Genomic DNA, 22978 nt, shown 5'->3' with positions numbered 1-22978 from the left:
AAACATAAAATCAACTGACCCTTTTTTTATGCAAAAGTAAATCGACAGCATCTTGTAAAGAACCCGCTTTTGTGACATTTCCTGCATTAACAAAAAAGATTTCATCCGCATTCTCAATCGTGTTCAAACGATGTGCAATGATAATACGAGTGGTAGAAGATGGCAATTTCTGTAAAACATCTTCCAGCAATTGTTCAGTGACAGTATCGATATTTGCCGTTGCTTCATCAAGTATCAACACATCCGGTTTACGCAAGACCGCCCGGATAAAAGCGATCAATTGTTTTTGCCCCAAACTGATACCATCTCCGGAACTATCTATTCGGGCATTCAGGCCTCCCTCAAAACGGTCAAGCAAACCATGAAGGCCGGCTTCCGATAATAATTGTAGCAGTTCGTCATCAGACAAGTGGGCGTTTTGCACATTGCCATATAAAATATTGTCATGTAAAGATCCGGTAAACAAGAAAGGTTCCTGAAGAATAAACCCGATTTTCGCAGTACGGGTCTCGATATCCATTGACCGGATATCTACACCATCCAGTAAGACTTTCCCCGAAGTTGGATCATACAAACGAGCCATCAGCGACGCAGTTGTCGTTTTCCCACCTCCTGTCGGGCCGACAAATGCATACGTCTTGCCACGTTCTAAATCAAAACTGACATGCCGCAAAATTTCTTTTTCGGAAGAAGGATAAGCAAACGAAACATGGCGAAATGAAAGCATACCGGACTGCTTCTCTTTTTTAGCATCAGGCACTAAAGGCAGATTATTTTCCAGTACAAGAATTTGTGAAATGCGATCCCATCCTGCCAGAGCAACCTGAAAGTTTGCCCACAAAGCCGCCAACTGCCTGAGAGGATTATAGAACTGTGTAATATAGGCTAAGAAACTAATGAGTAATCCTATCGAAAACTGACCCGCCATAATCAGATAGATACCGAAAGCCAGCACAATTAACTGCCCGATATTTGACAAAAAACCATATACGGGAGTAAACACTGTATTAGCAATGCCGGCTTTGACAGCATTCCGGTAGTTGTCAGTGTTTACCTCATCAAAACGTTTGCGAAAATAGTCACGGCGATTAAATGCCACAATGACCTTAAAGTTTTGCAGGCTTTCCTGAACCTCGGCGCTTAAAATGCCCGTGCTTCTCATACTGGCTGTGTTGCGACGTTTCACCCATGGCGAAAAACTACGCGTAAAAATCCACAATATCACCGCCGGTGACAAAGCGGCCAGTCCTAACCTGAAGTCAATCGATATAAGAAAGATAGCAGCTCCTATCATGGTAAAAATACTGCTCATAAACTGCACAAACGATTGGGAGAAAAACTGGTTAATTTTATCCGTATCGTTATTCACGCGAGAAATCAAGTCTCCCGCTTTGTTTTGATTGAAAAAATCAATCGGGAGCTCTTGTAACTTATTAAAAAGGCGGTTACGTAGATTAAACAACATCCGTTGGCCGACTTTGCCCATCAGTTGTGCCTGCGTATAGCCACTAAACATCGCCATGACAAAGATGACAAGTAATATAACTGCATAGCGGATAACTCCTGCGTAATGTTTGGTGACGATAAATTTATCCACAGCATGCCCAATCAGATAAGGACTGATCAGATTTAGTCCTGCATTGATGAAAATAAAAATCAAAGCTATAAAGAGATTCTTTCGCTCCGAATCCATTAAAGCCAGCAAACGTTTCAACGTAGTAATCGTTCCGGCTTTTTCGTTCGACGAAGTCTCTTTATTCAAATTGAGGTTATAATTCATGTAGTTATAATTTATCTTCTCAACTTCAGATTTCCATTGTCAATTGTTTATTGAATCACTTATTCTGTTATTTGAGTGTCATCTGCTAAAACATCAGTCACTCAATCTGTCCGCTTCGCATTACCTTCGATCGGGTGAACGCGTCACCATAGATAACGTTGTAGCATCACCCTCTATCGTGTTGTAGCGCCACTTACTATCGTATTATAGCGCCACCCACTACAACGTTATAGCGTCACTCGCTACAATACGAAGAAATCTCCATAGGTACATTTCATGTCCTTAATAATATGATATTATCAATAAACATAGAACCTTCTAAGCTATTTTGCCAATGCCTCATACCGATTCGTACTGCGTTGTGAGTTATAGATCTGGACATATTCTGGGCTATCCTGCATCAACGATTTGTGCGTTCCTTCAGCAAGAATTTCTCCTTCCTCCATCAAAATAATATTCTCGTAATGTATTACAGAAGCAATCTTTTGCGTGACTGAAAGCAAAGTCATATCAGGATAATTCCGGCTAATATTCTTCAAAATCTTTTGTTCTGTTTGCGTATCTACACGTGCTGTAAAGTCATCCAAAAGTAAAATTTTAGGACATATTGCCAATGCCCGAGCCAACATGATACGCTGTTTTTGCCCTCCGGACAAACTATTACCCCGTTCGCTCACCACAGTATCCAATCCCTCAGGTAAATTTCTTATAAAATCTGTCAGTTCTGCTGTTTCAATGGCTTTCTGCAGTGCTTCATCCGTAATTGACCCATTAAAAGCAATATTATCGCGCAGGCTCATATTAAACATCACACTATCCTGAAACACGATTCCAATCTGATGCTGCAAGCTCTCTTTGTCATATTCCTTAAAATCAATACCATCAAATAACACAACGCCGCTTCGGGGTTCGATCAATCCGGTCAACAAATAAAGTAACTGGGATTTTCCGGCAGCCGTTGGCCCGATGACAGCGCTTCTTGATCCCTCTTTTACAGAAAAAGAAATATGTTTCAGTACAGGATTATCGCCATAACATACATAAGCTTCTTTGAGTTCAATATTTCCTACCAAAACACGTTTTAATGTTCCGGTGTCTTTTGTATCAACAGCATGTAAAACGCTGTGAATTCGTCCATATGAAACTGAAGCACGCACAATAAAGTTGCTGATAAATCCGATTACCATGATCGGGAAAATAAGCAAAGAAAGGTATGAACTGAATGCTGCAAAGTTTCCTAAAGACATACTGCCAATAATCACAAAATGTCCGCCTAAGGTCAGGATTGTAAGCGAAGCCAGATTGCTCACGAACACAACTATGGGGATCAACGTGGCAAACAGGCGAAGAATTGAGATTCCCAACGTCTTGGCTTGCGCATTCGCTTCCAAAAATTTATTGTATTCCAGCATTTGCGCATTCACAACACGAATCAAAGCCGCTCCCATAATACTCTCATTGATAATCCGGTTCAACCAGTCAATCACTTCACGGCTTTTCTTAAATAAAACCCGCACTTTACGGAATACAAAAAAGAAAGCTCCGCTAATCACCGGAATGATTGCCAACACGGATAAAGCCAGCTTCAGATTGATGGAAATAAGCAGAATAGAGGCCCCGACAATGATAAAAACAGACGACATAAGCGATACCACTGCCATTGACACAAACATCTTTACGGCATCAATATCAGAAGTAAAATTGGTCAATAATTTCGCAGGATTAGCCTGTTGAATAAAGGCATAGCTTTGCCGCGAAATTTTTTCGGCAAGTTGCGTTCGTAAATCCTTAGCTACCCGTTCGGAGACATACGTTTGTAACACTCCCTGTAAAAAGGTGAATACAAGAATCACCAGGGCAGCCACCAGAAATTCAACAATAACGGTTTGATAGGAGAAATGACCTTTGGAGAAATCGTCAATGGCCCGTGAAATCAGCTTTGGAATAACAAGGTTTACACCGTTGCTTAGCAAGGCAAAAACAATCAGCAAAGCAACCAACAAACGATAAGGCTGCAAAACAACCCATATGTTGGGGCTATCTTTTTTTCCAGCCGCTTTAGAGATATGCTCCTGTCTTGTCATTCGATGCACTTTCATTTGAAATACGTAATGACAAAAGTAAGCATAAAAGATAATTATAGAAAGAATAAAATACGGAAATGATTTTAGTGTCGTGTCATGGGAAAAGGTAAGAACACTCACCCGATGCCATTTTTCATCGGGTGAGTAACACAGATTATCTTGACCGGATTTCTCTTCTCATAAAAGAAATATAGGACAAAACGAAGCAGACGATCGTTGCGGCAACAAGGCCGGTTACCTGTGGCCATACCAGCAAAACGCTTTGTCCTAAGGGCAAAGCGCCAGGAATAGTGCCATAAACCTGTTCCATCGTCAATGGGCCCAGGCTCCGCACCGATGGCATCAGTAATGTGGTAGTAGCATCGCTGAATAATTGATTAGGCAAAATCCTCATTAAAGTAAGGCGTAGTTCTTCCAGGCCCATTAACTGATGAGGCGAAGCCATCGCAACCTGCGAAGGTGTAAGCCCTTTCATAACCAGATTAACAATAAGCGGATAAAACACCGTCAGGAACAACCATACAGCAATTCCGGCCAAAGCCGCTGTAGCTGGTTGCCGAAATCGGACTGAAAACAAAATCGAAAGATTCAGCCAGAATGCAACATAAAATATGCTCAAAATCAGAAAAAAGACAATGCGCCAAAACTCTTCAGCAGTCGGCGGAATGCCAATAGTGATCAATCCCAAGCCAATGACCAGAAAACCAAGAGCGAAAAACAGGACACTGATCACAATCAATGCTCCCATAAATTTGGCATTAATCAAATAATCACGATGAATAGGTTGCGCCAAGATACGGCTTAACGTACCCCGGTTATGCTCCGAGTTAACGGCGTCAAAACCAAGGCTGATACCTAGCAAAGGACCTAAAAAACTAATAAACACAAAAAAGGATGGCATTGTACCATCTGACACCGTAAACAATTTCAAAAAGAAAAAAGTGTTCTGTGCATCACTGGCCTTCATGGCATGACCAATGTTAGTCAGAGCGGTATACATCGATCCAATACATGTTAAAGCAATAATGGCAATCAAAATAATAAATCGCCAGCTCCGTAAATGATCGGACATTTCTTTGTAAACAATTACCCAAAATGGATGATTTACCCCACCATTGTTGCCAAACCATCCTGATCTGACATGAGAATCATATTGTTCCGCTTGTTCTTTGTCCAGTCCTGAAACAGACAAAGATTGAGATGTCAAATTATTCATGGCTTTTCTCCTCCTTCAAAATATTGATAATAAATCTCATCGAGACCATATTCTTTTTTATTCAGTGAATTGAGTGTGACACCTGATTGAATAATGGCTTTTGCTATTTCAGATGCTGCATCACGTATGGATTCGATCTGAAATATCTTCTCGTCTTTCAAAGTTATAGATTGTATTCCGTCAATCGGGTTCAATACTCCTCTTAGCCAATCGACAGTCAATTTTTCCACTTTCCCGTCAGCTTCTCTTTTTTCCAGGCCAGCTTGGATGATAGTAGGGCGACCTTTAAATAATCGTTGTGCTAATGCATGAATATTTCCTTCGCCCAAGAGTCGTCCATTGACAAAAATGCCAACCCGGTCACAAACCTCCTGCACCTGATGCAAATTATGCGAAGCAAACAATACGGTAATACCTTTGTCATGACTCAGTTCCACAATCAAATCCAGAAACTCGCGTACCCCTTTAGGATCAATTCCCGAAGTCGGCTCATCCAGAATAATAACTTCAGGATTTTTTATCAGTACATCGGCTAGCCCTAGCCGCTGTCGCATCCCACGTGAATATTTCCCGGTTTTCTTTTCCAAGGCATCTTTCAAGCCCACCTGCTCTAACAATTGCTTTGCTTTTGCGATGGCCATTTGATCAGGAATGCCATTAAGACGTGCAGTATATAACAAATTTTCCAATCCGGTGCGATTGTCATAAAATCCGACATCTTCAGGCAAATAACCGACTCGCTTCTTTACTTCAATCGGATTGCTCGTAGAATCCATCCCACAAACGTGCACAGATCCGAATGTAGGGTCAGTCAAACCAAGCATCATCAGAATCGTGGTTGATTTTCCCGCGCCGTTAGGTCCAAGCAGTCCGAAGATTTCTCCTTTATGAATCGTCAAATTAAGATTATCGACAGCTGTAAACGATCCATATCTTTTGGTTAAATGAACCAACTCGATAATTTTTTCGTTCACGGCTTACCTCCTTCCATATTTACGGAATAGAAAATAGACGCTTCCTAATGCAATGATAATGATAAGCACGCCGATCCATCCCCATAACATGGAAGTTTCAGCGGTAACCCTCATCGTTAATGAAGAAGAAGTCTGGGATGTTGTAGCTGTCATATCGACCTGATAATCGCCGGGGATTGCTTTTTTATCTGCTTTAATGGTAGCATAAACTATTGCAGAACCATTAGGCAATATTTGGTCTATTTGTTTAGGGTCAAATGTCACATCCCATTTTGAAGGAGATGCTGCACTTAACTTCACATTTTGCAGTTGAGAAGATCCTGTATTTTGAACCACTAACTGAACCCGCCTGGCTCCACCTGCAGTGATATTGGTACTTAATAAACCGGTTGGTGTAGTAAGTGCCATTTTATACGAACCGGTAATAACAACATAAAGATTGATGGAAGCTGATGTGGTACTAGTCTGGGCAGTAACAGGAATGGTATATGTTCCGGCAGCCACATCTTCAGGCGGATTGACATCAATTAAAACTGTCTGGCTTTGATTCGGATCCACACTGACAGAAGATACCTGTTTATAATTCACTTTAAAATCGACTGTCCACCCTGGATCAACCTGAGCTTGCAAAGCATAAAGCTCTGTATCGGCAGTCATGTTTTGTAAAGTGGCAGAATATGTAAAGGTAGTTTTGGAAGTGCCTTCCATATTAGGCTGAGTAGTTGAAAATTCAGTTTTGTAAGTACCTTGTTTCGAAACAGTCACGACCAACGGTAATGTATACTGCCCGTTAGCGACAACGCGAAAATGGTATTTCCCCTTATTAATTTTCAAAGGGACACCAATCGATAGTGCAAGTTCTTCTTTTTGTCCCGGAAGAATAGATAGTTGGGAAATATCCCATCCCCCAGATTTAAGATCAGAAGTCCAACTTCTGGATAATCCTTCTACAGCAATATTCAAATGTTGAATTCTTTTGCTGTTGTTAATCGCATCAATGCTGTAATTGATGGCTTGCCCCGGTGGAACAGAAATGTTCGTATAGGGGGTGTACAAAGTAACACTATCGGCCGGCAAAGCCGAAACACTTCCCAGGGGCAATAGCCCCAATACTACAATTAAGAGTAGATTTACACAATTCTTACGATTTGTCATAAAAAATCCTCCATGTTTTTTGATGGTTATAAGATATTTGTAAGTAAGTATGGCGGGCAAATTTATAGGAAGCTTTGAAATTAACAATAGTCTCTTGACAGACAAGAAACAGCTCCTTCTTTTTAACAAAATAGACATCGCTAATTTTCAACCACTTACAGGAAGTGCAAAAAAATAGAACAGCATTTAAAGATTTATATCATCGGCAGAAAAGACGAAATCACAAGATCAAATCGACAAGTTTGCATACATAACACAAGAATCTTTGATTGTTATTTCATCCAGATACTTTAATCCCAAGATAGACATAAAACACTCACAATAAAATCATTGAGTCATTATCAGATTTATATACTTTAAATGGCAATATGTTAAAAAGCCCAAACCAAAATGGAGCAATGAATAAAACCGACGAAGAGATTAACCTTTATATAATCCTTGATGTTGGATTTCTTTCCAGACTTGTGCAGGTAAAAAGAAACGTACATCTTTTCCTTCAGCAATGGATTGACGAATCATTGAGGAAGAAACTTCAATAATGGGAGCAGAAATGATGTTTACAGAGTTAGGCAACTTTGATTGATTAATTTCTGCATACAAGCGAGGATAAATGAAAATAGAAAATTGATTGATCAGCTGTTGATAATCTTTCCATTGATCAAAAACAAGCCAGTTGTCTGCACCGATTAATAACGAAAAGTGATCGGCAGGATATGCCTTTTGCAAGGCAACAAGAGTTGCAAATGTATAAGAAGGTTGTGGCATAGAAAGTTCAAAACCAGAGGCTTTAATCTTCAAATTATTTTTCAGAACTTCTTCCACCCAGTGATATCTAAGTAAGGCATCTGGGAGTGAAACCTTATCTTTTAAAGGATTATGCGGACTGACCATAAGCCATACTTCGTCACAGTCGACAAATTCAGCCACATAATTAGCAAGCATAAGATGTCCAACATGAATAGGGTTGAAAGAACCTGAAAAAATAATGATATGTTTCATTGTACTTCCTGTTTTCTACAAATGAGCTGACAACCATGACTCAACCTTTTGTAAACTCTCAATTTTACCGACATCAAACCAAGAAATTCCCATTGGTTGATATGATATAATAGAATGATATTGAGCGGCTGATAAGTAAAAATCTATCACAGAAAAGCGATCCGGCCATGATGCCATTAATTTCAATAAATTGGGAGAAATAATTTGAATGCCACCAAAAGCCAGTCTGGATAGCGCCGATATATCAATTTGGTCAAAAGAAGATTTAACCTCCTGGGTATGAATGTTAGTCCATCCTTTCAGCTGCATAGCTCGATCAAATAACAAATAGCGGTTGGTAGGGCGATCACTTGTCAATAATGTAGCATCCGCATGCCGCGTCTGATGATACTGATACATCTCATTGAGATTAACAGTTGAAATTATATCAACATTATGTACCAAGAATGGCTGATTATCATCAAAAAACCATGTCGCTTTTTTTATTGCTCCGCCAGTATCAAGCAGCTGATCACGTTCATCAGATATTTCGATATGAATACCGAACTGTTTTTTTGTTTGAACAAATTCAATAATCTGATCTGCAAAATGATGTACGTTGATTATGATTTCATCAAATCCAGCCGAAATCAGTTTATTACAAACATGCTCAAGCAAAGGCACTCCATTAATTGGAACCAATGCTTTAGGTATTGAATCCGTTAATGGGCGTAAACGGGTTCCTAAGCCTGCTGCAACAACCAATGCTTTCATTTTCTTATTTTTAGGCTAAAGAGATATGAAACCAAAAACAATCTACTACATGAAAAGGAGCTATTTAAAAACTCGCATTTCTATCAAAAAGTTTTTTCAATATTAAGCTCACGATGTAAAAGCGTCACCCGTACATCAAATTTTTTCGCAATATGTTCTGCCAAATGTTGTGCAGAATAAACCGAACGATGCTGTCCTCCTGTACACCCAAACGCAAACATCAGGTGAGAGAATTTTCGTTCAATATATCGTTGTACATGCACATCAGCCAAAGCATAAACATGATCCAGAAACTTTTCAATTCCGCCATCATCTTCCAAAAAATCAATCACTTCCTTGTCTAAACCCGTAAAATGCCTGAAATGTTCATATTTCCCGGGATTATTTATTCCTCTACAATCAAAAACATAACCTCCTCCATTACCCGAAGCATCATCCGGAATCCCTTTTTTATACGCAAAACTATAAATACGCACTTCCAATTTCTGTGTCCAATTGACATCAGCATATTGTTTCATTTGAGTCAATTGACTCAAAACATTGCATAAATATGGATATTCACAAGATTCTTCGGGTAAAACACGACGAAGATTATCAATTGCATAAGGAACACTTTGAAGAAAATGAGGTTTTTTCTCAAAATACCCACGAAAACCATATGCTCCCAACACCTGGAGGGTTCTAAAGATTACAAAATGCTGAAGCTGGTGCCGGAAATTTTCTTCGTTGACCGGCATATATTTTTTCAAAGCGTCAAGATATGTTTGCAGCAACTCCTCTCTCAATTCATCAGAATATTGTGCCCGTGCCTGCCATAAAAACGAAGCTACGTCATAATAAATTGGACCTTTACGTCCTCCCTGAAAATCAATAAAATAAGGTTCTCCTTTAACTATCATCACATTACGTGATTGAAAATCACGGTAAAGAAAAGTAATAGATTCATCCGCTAATAATATCTGAGAAAATCGTTCAAAATCATCTTCCAACGCACTTTCATGAAATTCCAAACCAGTTGCTTTTAAAAAACAATATTTGAAATAGTTCAAATCCCATAAAATCATCCTTTTATCAAATTCAGATTCAGGATAACATACTGAGAAATCAAATCCGGCATTTCCTGCCATTTGAAATGCCGGCAACATTCGAATTGTCTTTTTCAACAATAATTTTTCTTCATCGTTAAATTGTCCGCAATTCCGTCCGGCTTCGATAGCTTTAAAAAGTAAAGTATCACCTAAGTCTTCCTGCAAGTAGTACTGAAAATCGTCAGAATGAATCAGTACTTTTGGAACAGGAAGTCCCTTTTGTACAAAATACAAATCAATAGACCAAAATGCTCTGTTTTCTTCAGCTGAAGCTCCATGCACACCTATTAAATGTACATTTTCATTCGATAAGCGAAAATAACGACGATTACTTCCTGAAGAAGGCAATTCGGTCATTTCAAGTGCATTTTTACCTGTAACTTGCTCAAAAAGGTACTTTAATGTGTCCATAAAAAAAATCAAAAAACAATATACCTGTCACAAAGCTATTGTGTTTAAATTCAAAATCAAATTTTCAATGAACCTATAATGATTCAGTATATTTAATCATACAAAAGTAAACAAAAAGCAGCAGTTACGCCTTATGCTCCAGTCCTATTTTTGCGAGATCCTGTTTGTCAGGTTTACATAAAAGGATGTTAATAACTTTTAGCAGGGAATTTGCTGTATTCCTGTGTAATTAGCGTAACTTTGCAAGAAAATTTGGCTATTATGAACGCAATGGATAATGATTTTTTATTTGATGAAGAATCTGAAGACGCAGTTCGCCGGTATGAACAATCGGTGAACGATCGTCGCATGCCATATTTTGATGTCGAAGAACTAGAGGCAATAGCCGATTATTACTTAAGTTATGGGCAGACCAAGGAATCGTCTAAAGTCATCGAACTGGGATTAAAATTACATCCAAATAATACAGCCCTTCAGAGAAAAAGAGCAAAAGTTTATCTGCTATCCGGCGAAGCCCAGAAAGCCTATCAGATTGTGGAACGAAACTTTCCTCTTGACGATGCAGAATCTCTTATGCTTAAGGGTGAGGCTTTAATGCAATTACATCGAACAAAGGAAGCAAGTCTGATTTTTCAACATCTTATCAGATTACCTGATATTGACATAGAATCGACTTATCTTGATATAGCATACATATATATTGCAAGCGGCGACTATTCTAGCGCTTTATCATATCTTGAACAAGGAGTTGCAATTGACAACAAAAGCTTGGACCTTTTACAAGAAACTGCTATTTGCTGCGAACAACTTCAAAAAATCGAAAAAGCAATTGATTACTATCAACGTATGATTTCGATTGATCCATATTTCACAGAAGCTTGGTATAATCTTGGGTTGGTTTATTTTGGGCAAGCAGCTTATGAAAAAGCCTTGGATGCATTTGATTTTGTCACAATTATCGACGATAAAGATGCCGGAGGATGGTTACAAAAAGGGAATACTTTTTTTCACTTAAATCAATATAACGAAGCATTAACCTGTTATAGTCAATGTGAAAAATTAACAGTCTACGAAGGTATTCTCTATGTTTTTATGGGGGAATGTCTTGAAAAAATGGAGAAATACGATGAAGCAAAGATATATTACAATAAATCATTGGAAATCAACAATCAAGATGTTGAAGGTTGGATTGGATTAGGTATTTGCGCTTTGGAAACAGAAGATTATGAAACTGCCGCCACCCATTTTCAAAAAGCCTTAGATATCGAACCTAACAATTCTGAAGCATTGGTTTATTTAGCTGAAACACAAATCAACACGAATAAATCCGAAGAAGCACTGATGTCTTACAGAAAATCACTAGTATTAGAGCCAAATCAACCTGAGACATGGCTTTCAATGGGAAATGTGTACGTTGATTTAGGATTATATGAACAAGCCGTAGTGACATATCAAAGAGCACTTTCTCAAGATGATTCATTAGAAAATATTTATCTTTTTCTGGCTATAGCTGAATATAAATCAGGACATATCAGTTCAGCAATGGAGTTCTTAGACAAAGCCAGAGAAAGTAATCCTGAAGCTAATATGCTTTTTCTTGAATTATGTCCTGAAGCAACATCTCTTTTAGAAGACCATCAAAAGTAAACGTTGTACTTCACTCATACCCAAAATATTTTAACAATCACAGCATAAAAGATTTACAATCGACATGGGAATTACAGAATGGATTGCCACAACGGCAGTATCAATGATCAGCATCAGTGCATATCCGGGTATTTTTTTTCTAATGATGCTGGAAAGTTTGTTTTTCCCAGTGCCAAGTGAAGCTGTAATGCCTTTTGCAGGTTTTTTGGTTGAAACACATCAATTATCATGGGTTGGTATTATAAGCGTGGCTACATTAGGCAGTTTAACAGGGTCATTATTATCTTACATTGTGGGATTTTATGGTGGCGAACCCTTTGTCAAAAAATTTGGAAGATTTTTTCTACTCAAAGAAAGCCACCTGCAAATGTCCCACAGGTTCTTCAATACCCGTGGTCAGTCTACTATTTTTATTGCTCGTTTCATCCCTGTAGTACGCCATTTTATCAGCATTCCAGCCGGTGCTGCAAAAATGAATATATTTAAGTTTGCTCTCTATACTGTTTTGGGTGCTGGCATGTGGAATTCTTTTCTTACCTTTCTCGGATACAAATTAAGGCAAAACTGGAATACAGTAATGGCATATAGCCATTATATTGATACTGCGATGGTAATAGTGATTGTGATCGCTGTGGGATATTATGTATATAAAATCGTTGCAAGTTTCAGCAAGTAAATACAGATAAAATATTGATTCTCATATTATAGCTCTACTAAATCATGAAAAGTTTTCGTAAAGAGCTTTGGTTTAGAACTCCACAACGCAGAACATTTATCAATATCACCCGAGAGATGCAGAATTGTGTCAATGAAAGTGGCATTCAGGAAGGCATGCTCTTGTGTAATGCCATGCATATCACTGCAAGCATCTTTATCAACGATGACGAAAGTGGCCTTCATTATGATTTTGAAACCTGGCTTGAAAAGTTAGCGCCAGAAAAACCACATGATCAGTATCGACATAATGTAGCGGAAGATAATGCTGATGCGCATTTAAAACGCACTATCATGGGTCGTGAGGTAGTAGTTGCCATCACATGTGGGAAACTAGATTTGGGACCGTGGGAACAAATATTCTACGGAGAATTTGATGGCAAACGTGATAAAAGAGTGTTAGTAAAAATTATTGGAGAATAACGCACACAAATGCATGCAACGATTGTAAAAGAAGGCTGGATTATCTTACTCCTTTTATTGCTGTTTGGATGCAAACAAGCACCACAACTGCCGGCAAATCAATTACCTCCGGATGAGGAAAATGAAAATCTCATCATCCTCAACAAAGCCATAGTAACAACAGAAGCAAATCAAATAGTGAAATACCTCCATCAGCACCATTTAAATATGCAAAAAGATTCTTTGGGCTTTTGGTATGCAATCAGCAAAAACGGGAAAGGAGCCTTACCTGTTAATGGCGATCTTGTTACATATCAATATACTATTTCTTTATTGAATGACCAACTGTGTTATTCCAACTATAATACAACCTCAAAATCTATCATTTTAATCGGACATTCACAATCCATTCGAGGTATTGAAATGGGATTGATGAAACTCCGCAAAGGCGGAGAAGCTCAAATTATTATTCCTTCCATTTTAGGCTATAGTGTGATTGGCGATCGACACTTAATTCCACCTTATGCGCCATTAGTGATTCATTTGAAGCTAATTAGTCTAAAACACGAACTTCAAAACAAAATTATTCACAATGAATAATTTAGAAATCTTGAATGTATCTTTGTAACAAAGAAATGTATTTTACGATCTATTCACATAGTATTTTATGCCATCTAAACATTTTCTCAAATGCAACACACACAACATTTGTTCCCAAAACGTCTTTTTATTGCTATTTCAGTAATAATCATTACGCCTTCATTAGTCGCTCAATCACACTATTCTTTTGGAGCTCTTGTCGGCGTTAATTCAGCAACTCTAACCAATACCATTAATGCAACTCCCCGCAACGGTATGGTTGTTGGTATATTTTCAGACTATCGATTCACTAAATATTTTGGATTTGAACCTGAGCTTGATTATTCAATGGAGGGAGCTTATCAAGGGCAAGAGTTTATACGGACAAATTATTTAAATGTGCCATTAATGGTCAAAGTATTTTTAACTGATAATTTCAATATCCAAATGGGGCCACAATTTGGATTTTGTCTGAACACTACAGGCAAAGCTACAGATATAGATGGAAATCCATATAATATTCAAAGTATTTCGGATATCAATCCATTTGATTTCGATCTAACGTTGGGTGTAGGCTATGAATTACCTAAAGGCCTTATGATACAGACACGCTATTTTATAGGAGCATTAGGTGTAGATAAAAGAGGAACACTTTTGAACGATAAAACAACCAATCAACATAATCTCAACAGCGTTTTTCAAATAATGCTTGGCTGGAAATTTTAGAAAATATTTTTTGCTAAACAACTTATTATGACCTTCTAATACAGGAGGTCTTTTTTATATCATTAAAGTCCCGCAACTCCGAAAAACCAACATCCTTGTTTTTACTTTCAAATTCGAAATTCATGTATAAAAATGATTTTTCGTACATTTGTAGCAGAAGAATCAAACTATGAAGCTGCATTTTTATTTCTATATGCTGTTGGGCATACTCATTTTGCTGTTAACAGACTGCACAACGTCCAAAAATACATGGTTGACACGTGATACAAATGCCTTTGCAACACGTTACAATATATATTTCAATGCATACCAAAGTTTTCTAGAGGGTATAGATAAAATCGACAATGCACAAAAAGACACTTATACGCATCTGATTCCGATGTTTCCTATCAGTATTCACGAAAATGCAAAAGCTGCCACGTCTGATATGGATTATACAATTGAGAAATGCCGGAAAGCTATTAAACTACATAGCATTAGGATAAAACCTGAACGGAATTATGAAAAAGCGAAAGATCCTGCCTACATTGCTTTCATGAATAAAGAGGAATATAATCCAATGGTCATTAAATCATGGCTATTGCTGGCAAAAGCTGAGTTCTACAAAACAGATTTTGCAGGAGCCATAGGAACATACACATACATTATCGATCATTACGGTACCGATAAGGAGGTAAAAAATGAATCAGAAATTGGCATTGCGCGTTGTTATACAGAAATAAACTCATTCTATGAGGCCGAAAACGCCCTTAATAATGTAAAAACAGAGAACCCCAATAGCAAAAGCAATGGCATGTATGCGGCAGCCATGGCAGATCTGATGATCAGAGAAAAGAAATATCCAAATGCTATCCCATTCTTATCTATAGCCATTGATCATGCAGATAACAAATTTTTAAAACAACGGTTTTTGTTTTTATCTGGTGAATTAGCACTGAAGAATCACAACTATCAATCAGCATATACTGCATTCACCAACGTCATTCATTCGAATCCTCCTTATGAAATGCAGTTTGCGGCACAACTTCTTCGAGCTCAGTCGGCAGACCAAAGTCAGCAAAAAAAAGAAATTGATGAATTGACTGCTTTGTTGCGGTCACCTAAAAATGCAGCTTATTTAGATCAAATCTACGTTGCTCTGGGAAACATTTATCTATCTGATGCCAAAAATGATCAAGCCATAAAATGTTACAGGAAAGCAATCGATAACATTCAACAAAACACACCGGATCAAACAACGCCTTACATTAAGCTGGCTAATCTCTATTTTAATCAAAAAGAATATCTCAGGGCGCAGCCTTACTATGCTGCTGCAGCAAAGCTTATTAAACAAAATGATGCCAATTTCGATCAGGTGCGCAGTCGGTCAACAATCCTCAACACGCTCGCATCCTACCATGAAAATATTCTTCTTCAGGACAGTCTGCTACATCTGGCTCAGCTTCCTGAAAAAGAACGTCTCATCGCCATTGAAAAACTGATTGCAGAAAAGAAGCAAGCCAATATAAAAGCAGCCAAAAAAGCAGCGGAAACCAAACGCCAAGCCGCTATTGCTGCTGCTCAAAATGGATTCTTACCAGACAGAGGCACTCCGAATTTTTCCATACCGTCTAATAACAATGCTTGGTATTTTTATAATCCTGTGGCTGTTGCCTCCGGGAAAGAGCAATTTCAGGAAAAATGGGGAACCCGTACCTTAAGCGATAATTGGAGACTCAATAGTCAGGCTGCTGTTGCTGTCAATCCAAACGCCACATCATCCTCCCAGACAGATACAGTTCAACATAACATGAGCCAAAACAGTCCTGAATTTTATCTTGCACAACTGCCACTCACAAAAGCTGCCATGGCAACCTCAAATCATTTGATAGGGAACGACCTGCTACAAATGGGATTTTTATACGAAACCCAATTAAACGACCTTTCAATGGCTATTAAAACATATGAAGAATTGATCAATCGGTTTCCTCCGGACAGTGCCTGGCTTGATGGATATTATTCACTTTACCTGTTATACAAACAGCAGGGAGAAACAGCAAAAGCTGCTCATTATAAAACACTTATTATCACCAATTTTAAAGACACAAGATATGCCCAGCAACTAATGCATCCCGAATATCAACATCAACAAGCTGAAATCAACGCTCAGGAAAATATGCTTTACGAAGCAACCTTTAAAGCCTTTATGAATGGAGATTTTTCAAAAGCAATTGCGAATATTGGGTTGGCAGAAAAGCAGTACCCTTATTCAAATTTGATGCCAAAATTTGAATTGATTAATGCAATTTGTTTAGGAAAAACTGGCGATAAAGAAAGGATGAAAACGACACTGCACAAATTGATTCAACAATATCCAGAAAGTGATGTAACAGTAACAGCCAGAAATCTTATTGCTCTACTAGACCAAGGGAAACAAGTACCAGCAGGTGGCTCTATACGTACTAGTTTCCCAGAATATTCAAGCTCATCTCTAAAAGCAACAATTGACACACTTTCAACAGAATATACTCTCGCTGATAATGGTCATGATTTAATATTAATCACTATTCCATCTGATTCCGTCAATATCAATGAGTTGCTTTATAAAGTTGCTTCATTCAATTTCAGTCACTTCATGCTGCAAGATTTTGATTTGCAAATCCTACGTTTGGGTGTCAATATGCGGTTTATCATTGTTTCAGATTTCAATAATTACAACAATGCAATCTACTATGAACAATTGCTGAATACTGATATGCAATTAAGAAATACTTTTAGTCAAGCCCATGTAAATGTTGAAATAATATCCAATGACAATTTGACAAAGTTATTGGCCAATGGAAACCTAAATAATTATATCCGATTTTATAATACCAAACTTTTGCCCAAGTTCGCTAAAACCAACGACAACAATAACTCCGAATCACAGACAAGTGTTCAACCAAATAATATATTAAAATCCAACACATTAAAACAAACAAAATGAACATCGTCTCTTTTGCATTCAATCCATTTATGGAAAACACCTATATTCTTTATGACGACACTTCAGAATGCGTCATTATCGATGCCGGATGTTTAACCATAAGTGAACGGCAAAAACTGCAACAACTGATAGAAAAGAAAAGCTTAACTCTCAAGCGCGTCATAAACACACATCTACATTTAGATCATGTATTTGGCAACGGATTTCTTTTCCGCACATATGGTATCGCTCCCGAAGCCCATATGGCAGATGAGTTTCTTTTAGCGCAACTGGCAGCTCAATCTGCAATTTTTGGTGTACCCTTTCACGAGGATCCACAACCTATAGGCAAGCGTATATCTGAAAACGAAACAATTTCATTCGGGCATACACAGCTAAGAGCTATTCATGTCCCTGGTCATTCTCCTGGAAGTTTATGCTTTTATAATAAAAAAGATAGTGTACTATTTGTTGGAGACGTATTATTTCGTGGAAGTATCGGAAGAACTGATTTACCAAAAGGAAATTACGAAGAATTGATTACAGGAATTCAAAAAAAATTACTCATTCTCCCTGACGAAACCGTTGTATATCCGGGACATGGCGATCCAACCACAATAGGACGCGAGAAAACAGAGAATCCTTATTTGTAACATCATTTTTAAACGTTCATGCCTGCATATAATTTACTTACCATCTTAGGCCCGACGGCCTGTGGAAAAACTGCTTTGGCAGTCCATGCAGCATTAGATCTCAATGGAGAAATTATCAGTGCCGATTCACGCCAGGTGTATCGTAACATGGATATTGGTACGGGAAAAGATCTGCAGGAATATTCTTTACAGGGGAAAATAATTCCAATGCATTTAATTGATATTGCGGATGCTGGATACCATTACAACGTATACGAATTTCAACGCGACTTTGTAACCGCTTTTTCAGGCATTACAGAAAGAGGCGCGTTTCCGGTTTTGTGCGGTGGAACAGGGCTATACCTCGAGGCAGCATTAAAAGGATATCGCATGGAAGAGGTACCGGAAAATCCTATTTTGCGCAAACAATTATCAAATAAAACATTAAGTGAGTTAACCGAGATTCTCCAACAATATAAATCATTGCATAATCACACGGATACAGACACAGCAAAACGAGCTATTCGAGCCATAGAAATCGCTGAATATTATCAGCATCATCCCACAAAAGAAAAAACAGGTTATCTGGAAATACGACCATTAATTATAGGCCTTCTCATCGATCGGGAAGAACGTCGTCATCGAATTTCTCTTCGTCTCAAACAACGCCTTAAGGAAGGATTGGTAGAAGAAGTACAATCATTATTAAACCGGGGCTTATCTGCTGATTCACTTATTTATTACGGGTTAGAGTATAAATATGTTACTCTTTTTTTGACAGGTAAGTTAACTTATCAACAAATGGAAACACAGCTTGAAATCGCGATTCATCAGTTTGCAAAAAGACAAATGACCTGGTTCAGAGGGATGGAACGACGAGGCATCCCTATTCAGTGGATCGATGCTCTCCTTCCTCTTGAAAAAAAACGTTCCCTGCTGGTTAAACTAATTACGGACAGCATGAAATGATTGAATGCTAGAATACTATCATTGAAACAAGACATTTCTTTGCTGGTTAGTCGGTTTATTGGCAAAAAGTTGCTAATTTTGTGGAGTCGGAAAAAGAAGCATATTTTAATGCTCATCTACCATTAACCATTCATTATTTTTGCACTGAAACAGCCTACCTTCATCACTGTTTCATGGTAAAATGTTGGGAAATGAGTGCCATCCGACATTGAAACGGACACATTATTTTCGGATGAAATTAGCATAATTGACCAATCTAAACTCCTAATCATGTTAGAGATGCAAGTTTCATCTGATATTTTAGATAAAAAATTCATCTACAGATGAGAGAAACAAAGTATATTTTCGTTACAGGAGGTGTTGTATCTTCATTAGGCAAAGGAATTATTTCTGCTTCATTAGGTAAATTGCTTAAAGCAAGAGGATTTCGTGTAACTAACCAAAAACTGGATCCCTATTTAAATGTTGATCCGGGAACACTGAATCCTTATGAACATGGAGAATGTTATGTTACAGTTGATGGTCATGAAGCTGATCTTGATTTAGGTCATTATGAACGTTTTCTTGATGAGCCCATGCATAGGGAAAACAACATAACTACCGGATTTATCTATCAAAATGTCATTAACAAAGAACGTCATGGCGATTTTTTAGGAAAAACGGTGCAAGTAATTCCGCACATTACTGATGAAATAAAAGAAAACATTCAAAAGCTTGGACAAACTGGTGAATATGATTTTGTTATTACGGAGATTGGGGGAACTGTAGGTGACATCGAATCTTTACCATATATTGAAAGTGTCCGGCAAATGAAATGGGAAATGGGCAGAAACTGTATTTCTATTCATTTAACTTATGTACCATTCATCGCTGCTGCAAAAGAATTAAAGACAAAGCCAACACAACACTCCGTAAAAGAACTACAGCAAGCTGGTGTTCAACCAGATATTTTGGTTCTAAGGACTGAACGGGAATTGAGTAAGGAACTACGTCACAAAGTAGCTTTATTCTGCAATGTCGAGCCGGATGCTGTCATACAATCCATTGATGTGCCTGTGATTTATGAAGTCCCATTAAGGATGGAGCTTGAAGGGCTCGATACCATTGTATTACGAAAGTTGGGCTATCCAAACGATACCACTGCTGATCTAACTCGATGGAAAGGATTTGTCAACAAGATGAAGAATGCCAAGCAAATTGTAAAAATCGGTTTGGTTGGTAAATATGTTGAGCTTCCAGATGCATATAAATCGATTACAGAATCATTATTGCATGCATCAGCATACAACGACAGGAAACTTAAGTTGGAAATGATTCATTCCGAAAAATTAAGCAGCGAAAATCTGGTAGAACAATTAGGCGATCTTGACGGTATTTTAATTGCTCCTGGTTTTGGCAATCGTGGCATTGAAGGTAAAATTGAAGCCATTCGATATGCACGCGAAAACAACGTCCCTTGTCTAGGAATTTGCTTAGGAATGCAATGTATGGTCATCGAATTTGGGCGTAATGTATTAGGATTTAAAGATGCAAACTCTACAGAATTTGATCTGAATACACGGCATAATGTAATTGACATGATGGAAGAGCAAAAAAATATTTTCGACATGGGAGGAACCATGCGACTAGGCGCTTACGCATGTCAGTTAAAAAAAGACTCATTAGCATATAAAATTTACAATAAGGAACGGATTGAGGAACGGCATCGGCATCGGTATGAATTTAATAATGATTATCGTCAACGCTATGAAAATGCTGGCATATCTTGCAGTGGGATTAATCCCGATTCAGGACTGGTGGAAATCATTGAACTCAAATCACATAAATGGTTTATTGGCACACAATTCCATCCTGAATATAGTAGTACGGTATTACATCCACATCCTCTATTTTATCATTTCATCAAAGCAGCTATTCAACCCAAATAATATTGCAGTAATTGCATAACTTAAAGCAACCTACACATATATGGATAGAAATACGATTTTAGGATTTGTCTTCATAGTGCTGATTTTAATCGGTTTTTCTTGGTTTAATCGTCCTTCGGAAAGTGAAATCGCCAGAGAGAAACACATCAATGACTCTATTGCTGCTTTGCAGGCAACCAACAAACAATTGACGGTAAGCGACAGTTTAAAGGCATCGCAACCAGATTCACTTCAACTTAGTGTAACAGACACAGCCCAAATCAATTCAAAATATGGGCCATTTGCTCCTTCTGCAATTGGGAAAGAACATCTTGATACTATTGAAAATAAAGTCATCAAATTAATAGTAAGTAATAAAGGTGGACGAATTGTGTCAGTTATTTTGAGAAATTACCATTCATATGACTCTCTTCCGGTACAACTTTTTTCTGAAAAGGATAACGTTTTAGGATTCACTTTTGCCACTAATAACAACCGTGTACTGAATACAAAAAATATGTATTTTGAACCTATAGGCATTGACACGGCACACGCAACAGTTGTAACTAAGCCATTTTCATTCATCATGCGACTGCATGCTGCAAATGGAGCTTACTTGGATTATGTTTACACCATAAATCCGAATGATTATATGGTGCATTGGGATCTAAAAAACCATAACATGGCTTCAGTAGTTGCGTCCAATACAGATCGACTAGAACTTACATGGGATTCAAAGATTAAGCAACAAGAGCTGGGGCGTAAATTCGAGTCACGATATGCAGGGCTTTATTATAAATATGTAGCTGCCGATGTCAACAATTTAAGTCCAGCAGGAGACCAAACAAAAACGCCACCAAATCTTATTCAATGGGTTGCATTTAAAGATCAATTCTTCAGTTCTGTATTGATTGCTAATCAATCATTCTTCTCTACAACATTGGAAAGCAAAGCTCAGGAAAACTTGGAATCCCCGTACCTGATGAGTTGTAAAACCGACATGTTTGTCAATTACAATCCTAAAATTTCTTCAGGGCCTGGATTTCGTTTCTTTTTTGGACCAAATAAATATTCTTTATTATCGTCGTATGACAAACATATTCCAAGCGACCAAAAGCTGAGACTGACTAAACTAATCCCGCTTGGTTGGGGCATTTTTGGATGGGTCAATAAATACGCCATCATCCCAATGTTTAACTTCTTTGGTGATTTTATCTCCAGTTATGGGATAATCATTTTACTGATGACCATTGTAATCAAACTAATATTGTTTCCATTGACTTACAAATCCTACATATCTTCAGCCAAAATGCGGGTTCTCAAACCGCAAATAGATGCAATCAACGCTAAGATTCCGTCAGACAAAGCTTTGGAACGCCAAAAAGCAACAATGGATTTGTATAAAAAAGTGGGGGTCAGTCCGATGAGTGGATGTTTACCGATGTTATTGCAGTTGCCTATTTTAATTGCAATGTTTGACTTTTTCCCATCATCCATCGAACTGAGGCATCAAAGCTTTTTATGGGCTAAAGACTTATCTTCTTACGATGCAATTATCAGTTGGCAAACCCATATTCCATTCATTACACAATATTTCGGAAATCACATCAGCCTTTTCTGTTTGTTGATGACTATTGTCAGCTTTGTCTACACAAAGCTCAATATGGCCAATCAAATGCAATCCAGTCAACAGATTCCAGGTATGAACATGTTGATGTATTTCACTCCTTTGCTGATGTGGTTCTGGTTCAATGACTATGCTTCCGGATTGAGCTATTATTATTTCTTGTCAACATTAATCACGATTATTCAAACCTATGCAATCCGTGGTTTTGTCGATGAAGATAAGCTCTTATCACAACTCGAAGCAAACAAAAAAAGACCAACAAAAAAGAAAAGCAGCTTCATGGAAAGACTGGAAAAAATGCAACGCGAACAAATGCAGCAAAACGCAAAAATGAAGAAAAAAAGATAGTCGGAGTCGTCACCTCTTTACTG

17 protein-coding genes and 1 pseudogene are annotated in these 22978 nt (G+C 38.0%); 10 read left to right on the top strand and 8 right to left on the bottom strand.

Annotation, left to right across the window (positions count from 1 at the left end; genetic code table 11):
* Positions 1–10: 10 nt before the first annotated feature.
* From FHX64_RS00150 to FHX64_RS00115, 8 genes and pseudogenes are all read right to left on the bottom strand, one after another.
* On the bottom strand, positions 11–1780 hold the full coding sequence (locus tag FHX64_RS00150) for an ABC transporter ATP-binding protein (RefSeq protein ID WP_183411822.1): 1770 nt from the start codon (positions 1778–1780) through the stop codon (positions 11–13).
* Between the two features lie 323 nt (positions 1781–2103).
* The gene (locus FHX64_RS00145) at positions 2104–3879 is read right to left on the bottom strand and encodes an ABC transporter ATP-binding protein (protein WP_246392240.1); all 1776 of its coding nucleotides are present in this window, start codon (positions 3877–3879) and stop codon (positions 2104–2106) included.
* Between the two features lie 139 nt (positions 3880–4018).
* Positions 4019–5080 carry an ABC transporter permease gene (locus tag FHX64_RS00140; protein ID WP_183411820.1) on the bottom strand — a complete coding sequence of 354 codons (1062 nt, stop codon included), beginning with the start codon at positions 5078–5080 and terminating at the stop codon, positions 4019–4021.
* Between the two features lie 326 nt (positions 5081–5406).
* Positions 5407–6054, bottom strand: a pseudogene (locus FHX64_RS00135) (ABC transporter ATP-binding protein); the annotation flags it as partial.
* 3 nt (positions 6055–6057) lie between these two features.
* Positions 6058–7209 (bottom strand): COG1470 family protein, encoded by a 1152-nt coding sequence (locus tag FHX64_RS00130; RefSeq protein WP_183411818.1) that lies wholly within the window; start codon positions 7207–7209, stop codon positions 6058–6060.
* Between the two features lie 420 nt (positions 7210–7629).
* Positions 7630–8208, bottom strand: a complete 579-nt coding sequence (nadD, locus tag FHX64_RS00125; protein WP_183411817.1) for a nicotinate (nicotinamide) nucleotide adenylyltransferase — start codon at positions 8206–8208, stop codon at positions 7630–7632.
* A 15-nt stretch (positions 8209–8223) separates the two neighbouring features.
* Complete coding sequence (locus FHX64_RS00120; RefSeq protein ID WP_183411816.1) at positions 8224–8961, bottom strand: nucleotidyltransferase family protein; 738 nt, start codon at positions 8959–8961, stop codon at positions 8224–8226.
* Between the two features lie 83 nt (positions 8962–9044).
* The gene (locus tag FHX64_RS00115) at positions 9045–10460 is read right to left on the bottom strand and encodes a RapZ C-terminal domain-containing protein (RefSeq protein ID WP_183411815.1); all 1416 of its coding nucleotides are present in this window, start codon (positions 10458–10460) and stop codon (positions 9045–9047) included.
* A 261-nt stretch (positions 10461–10721) separates the two neighbouring features.
* Between FHX64_RS00115 and FHX64_RS00110 the strand changes: the two genes are divergently transcribed.
* From FHX64_RS00110 to yidC, 10 genes are all read left to right on the top strand, one after another.
* The gene (locus FHX64_RS00110) at positions 10722–12107 is read left to right on the top strand and encodes a tetratricopeptide repeat protein (RefSeq protein WP_183411814.1); all 1386 of its coding nucleotides are present in this window, start codon (positions 10722–10724) and stop codon (positions 12105–12107) included.
* Positions 12108–12171: 64 nt separating this feature from the next.
* A complete protein-coding gene (locus tag FHX64_RS00105; protein WP_183411813.1) occupies positions 12172–12783 on the top strand; it encodes a DedA family protein in 612 nt (203 codons plus the stop codon).
* A gap of 44 nt (positions 12784–12827) precedes the next feature.
* Entirely contained in the window at positions 12828–13244 is a 417-nt protein-coding gene (locus FHX64_RS00100) for a secondary thiamine-phosphate synthase enzyme YjbQ (RefSeq protein ID WP_183411812.1), read from the top strand.
* A gap of 9 nt (positions 13245–13253) precedes the next feature.
* Positions 13254–13823: an FKBP-type peptidyl-prolyl cis-trans isomerase gene (locus tag FHX64_RS00095; RefSeq protein WP_183411811.1), complete on the top strand. Its 570-nt coding sequence runs from the start codon at positions 13254–13256 to the stop codon at positions 13821–13823.
* Positions 13824–13913: 90 nt separating this feature from the next.
* Positions 13914–14528 carry a porin family protein gene (locus FHX64_RS00090; protein WP_183411810.1) on the top strand — a complete coding sequence of 205 codons (615 nt, stop codon included), beginning with the start codon at positions 13914–13916 and terminating at the stop codon, positions 14526–14528.
* Positions 14529–14697: 169 nt separating this feature from the next.
* Positions 14698–17493 (top strand): type IX secretion system periplasmic lipoprotein PorW/SprE, encoded by a 2796-nt coding sequence (gene porW / locus FHX64_RS00085; protein WP_183411809.1) that lies wholly within the window; start codon positions 14698–14700, stop codon positions 17491–17493.
* Entirely contained in the window at positions 17490–18125 is a 636-nt protein-coding gene (locus FHX64_RS00080) for an MBL fold metallo-hydrolase (RefSeq protein ID WP_183411808.1), read from the top strand. Before porW ends, FHX64_RS00080 begins: the two co-directional genes overlap by 4 nt.
* Positions 18126–18143: 18 nt before the next feature.
* Positions 18144–19073, top strand: a complete 930-nt coding sequence (gene miaA / locus FHX64_RS00075) for a tRNA (adenosine(37)-N6)-dimethylallyltransferase MiaA (RefSeq protein WP_183411807.1) — start codon at positions 18144–18146, stop codon at positions 19071–19073.
* A gap of 323 nt (positions 19074–19396) precedes the next feature.
* Positions 19397–21001 (top strand): CTP synthase, encoded by a 1605-nt coding sequence (pyrG, locus tag FHX64_RS00070; RefSeq protein WP_183411806.1) that lies wholly within the window; start codon positions 19397–19399, stop codon positions 20999–21001.
* Positions 21002–21041: 40 nt separating this feature from the next.
* Complete coding sequence (yidC, locus tag FHX64_RS00065) at positions 21042–22955, top strand: membrane protein insertase YidC (protein ID WP_183411805.1); 1914 nt, start codon at positions 21042–21044, stop codon at positions 22953–22955.
* Positions 22956–22978 lie beyond the last annotated feature (23 nt).

It is taken from the genome of Microbacter margulisiae (assembly GCF_014192515.1).
Taxonomy (GTDB): Bacteria; Bacteroidota; Bacteroidia; order Bacteroidales; family Paludibacteraceae; genus Microbacter; species Microbacter margulisiae.
This window is presented reverse-complemented; position numbering and strand designations above follow the sequence as displayed.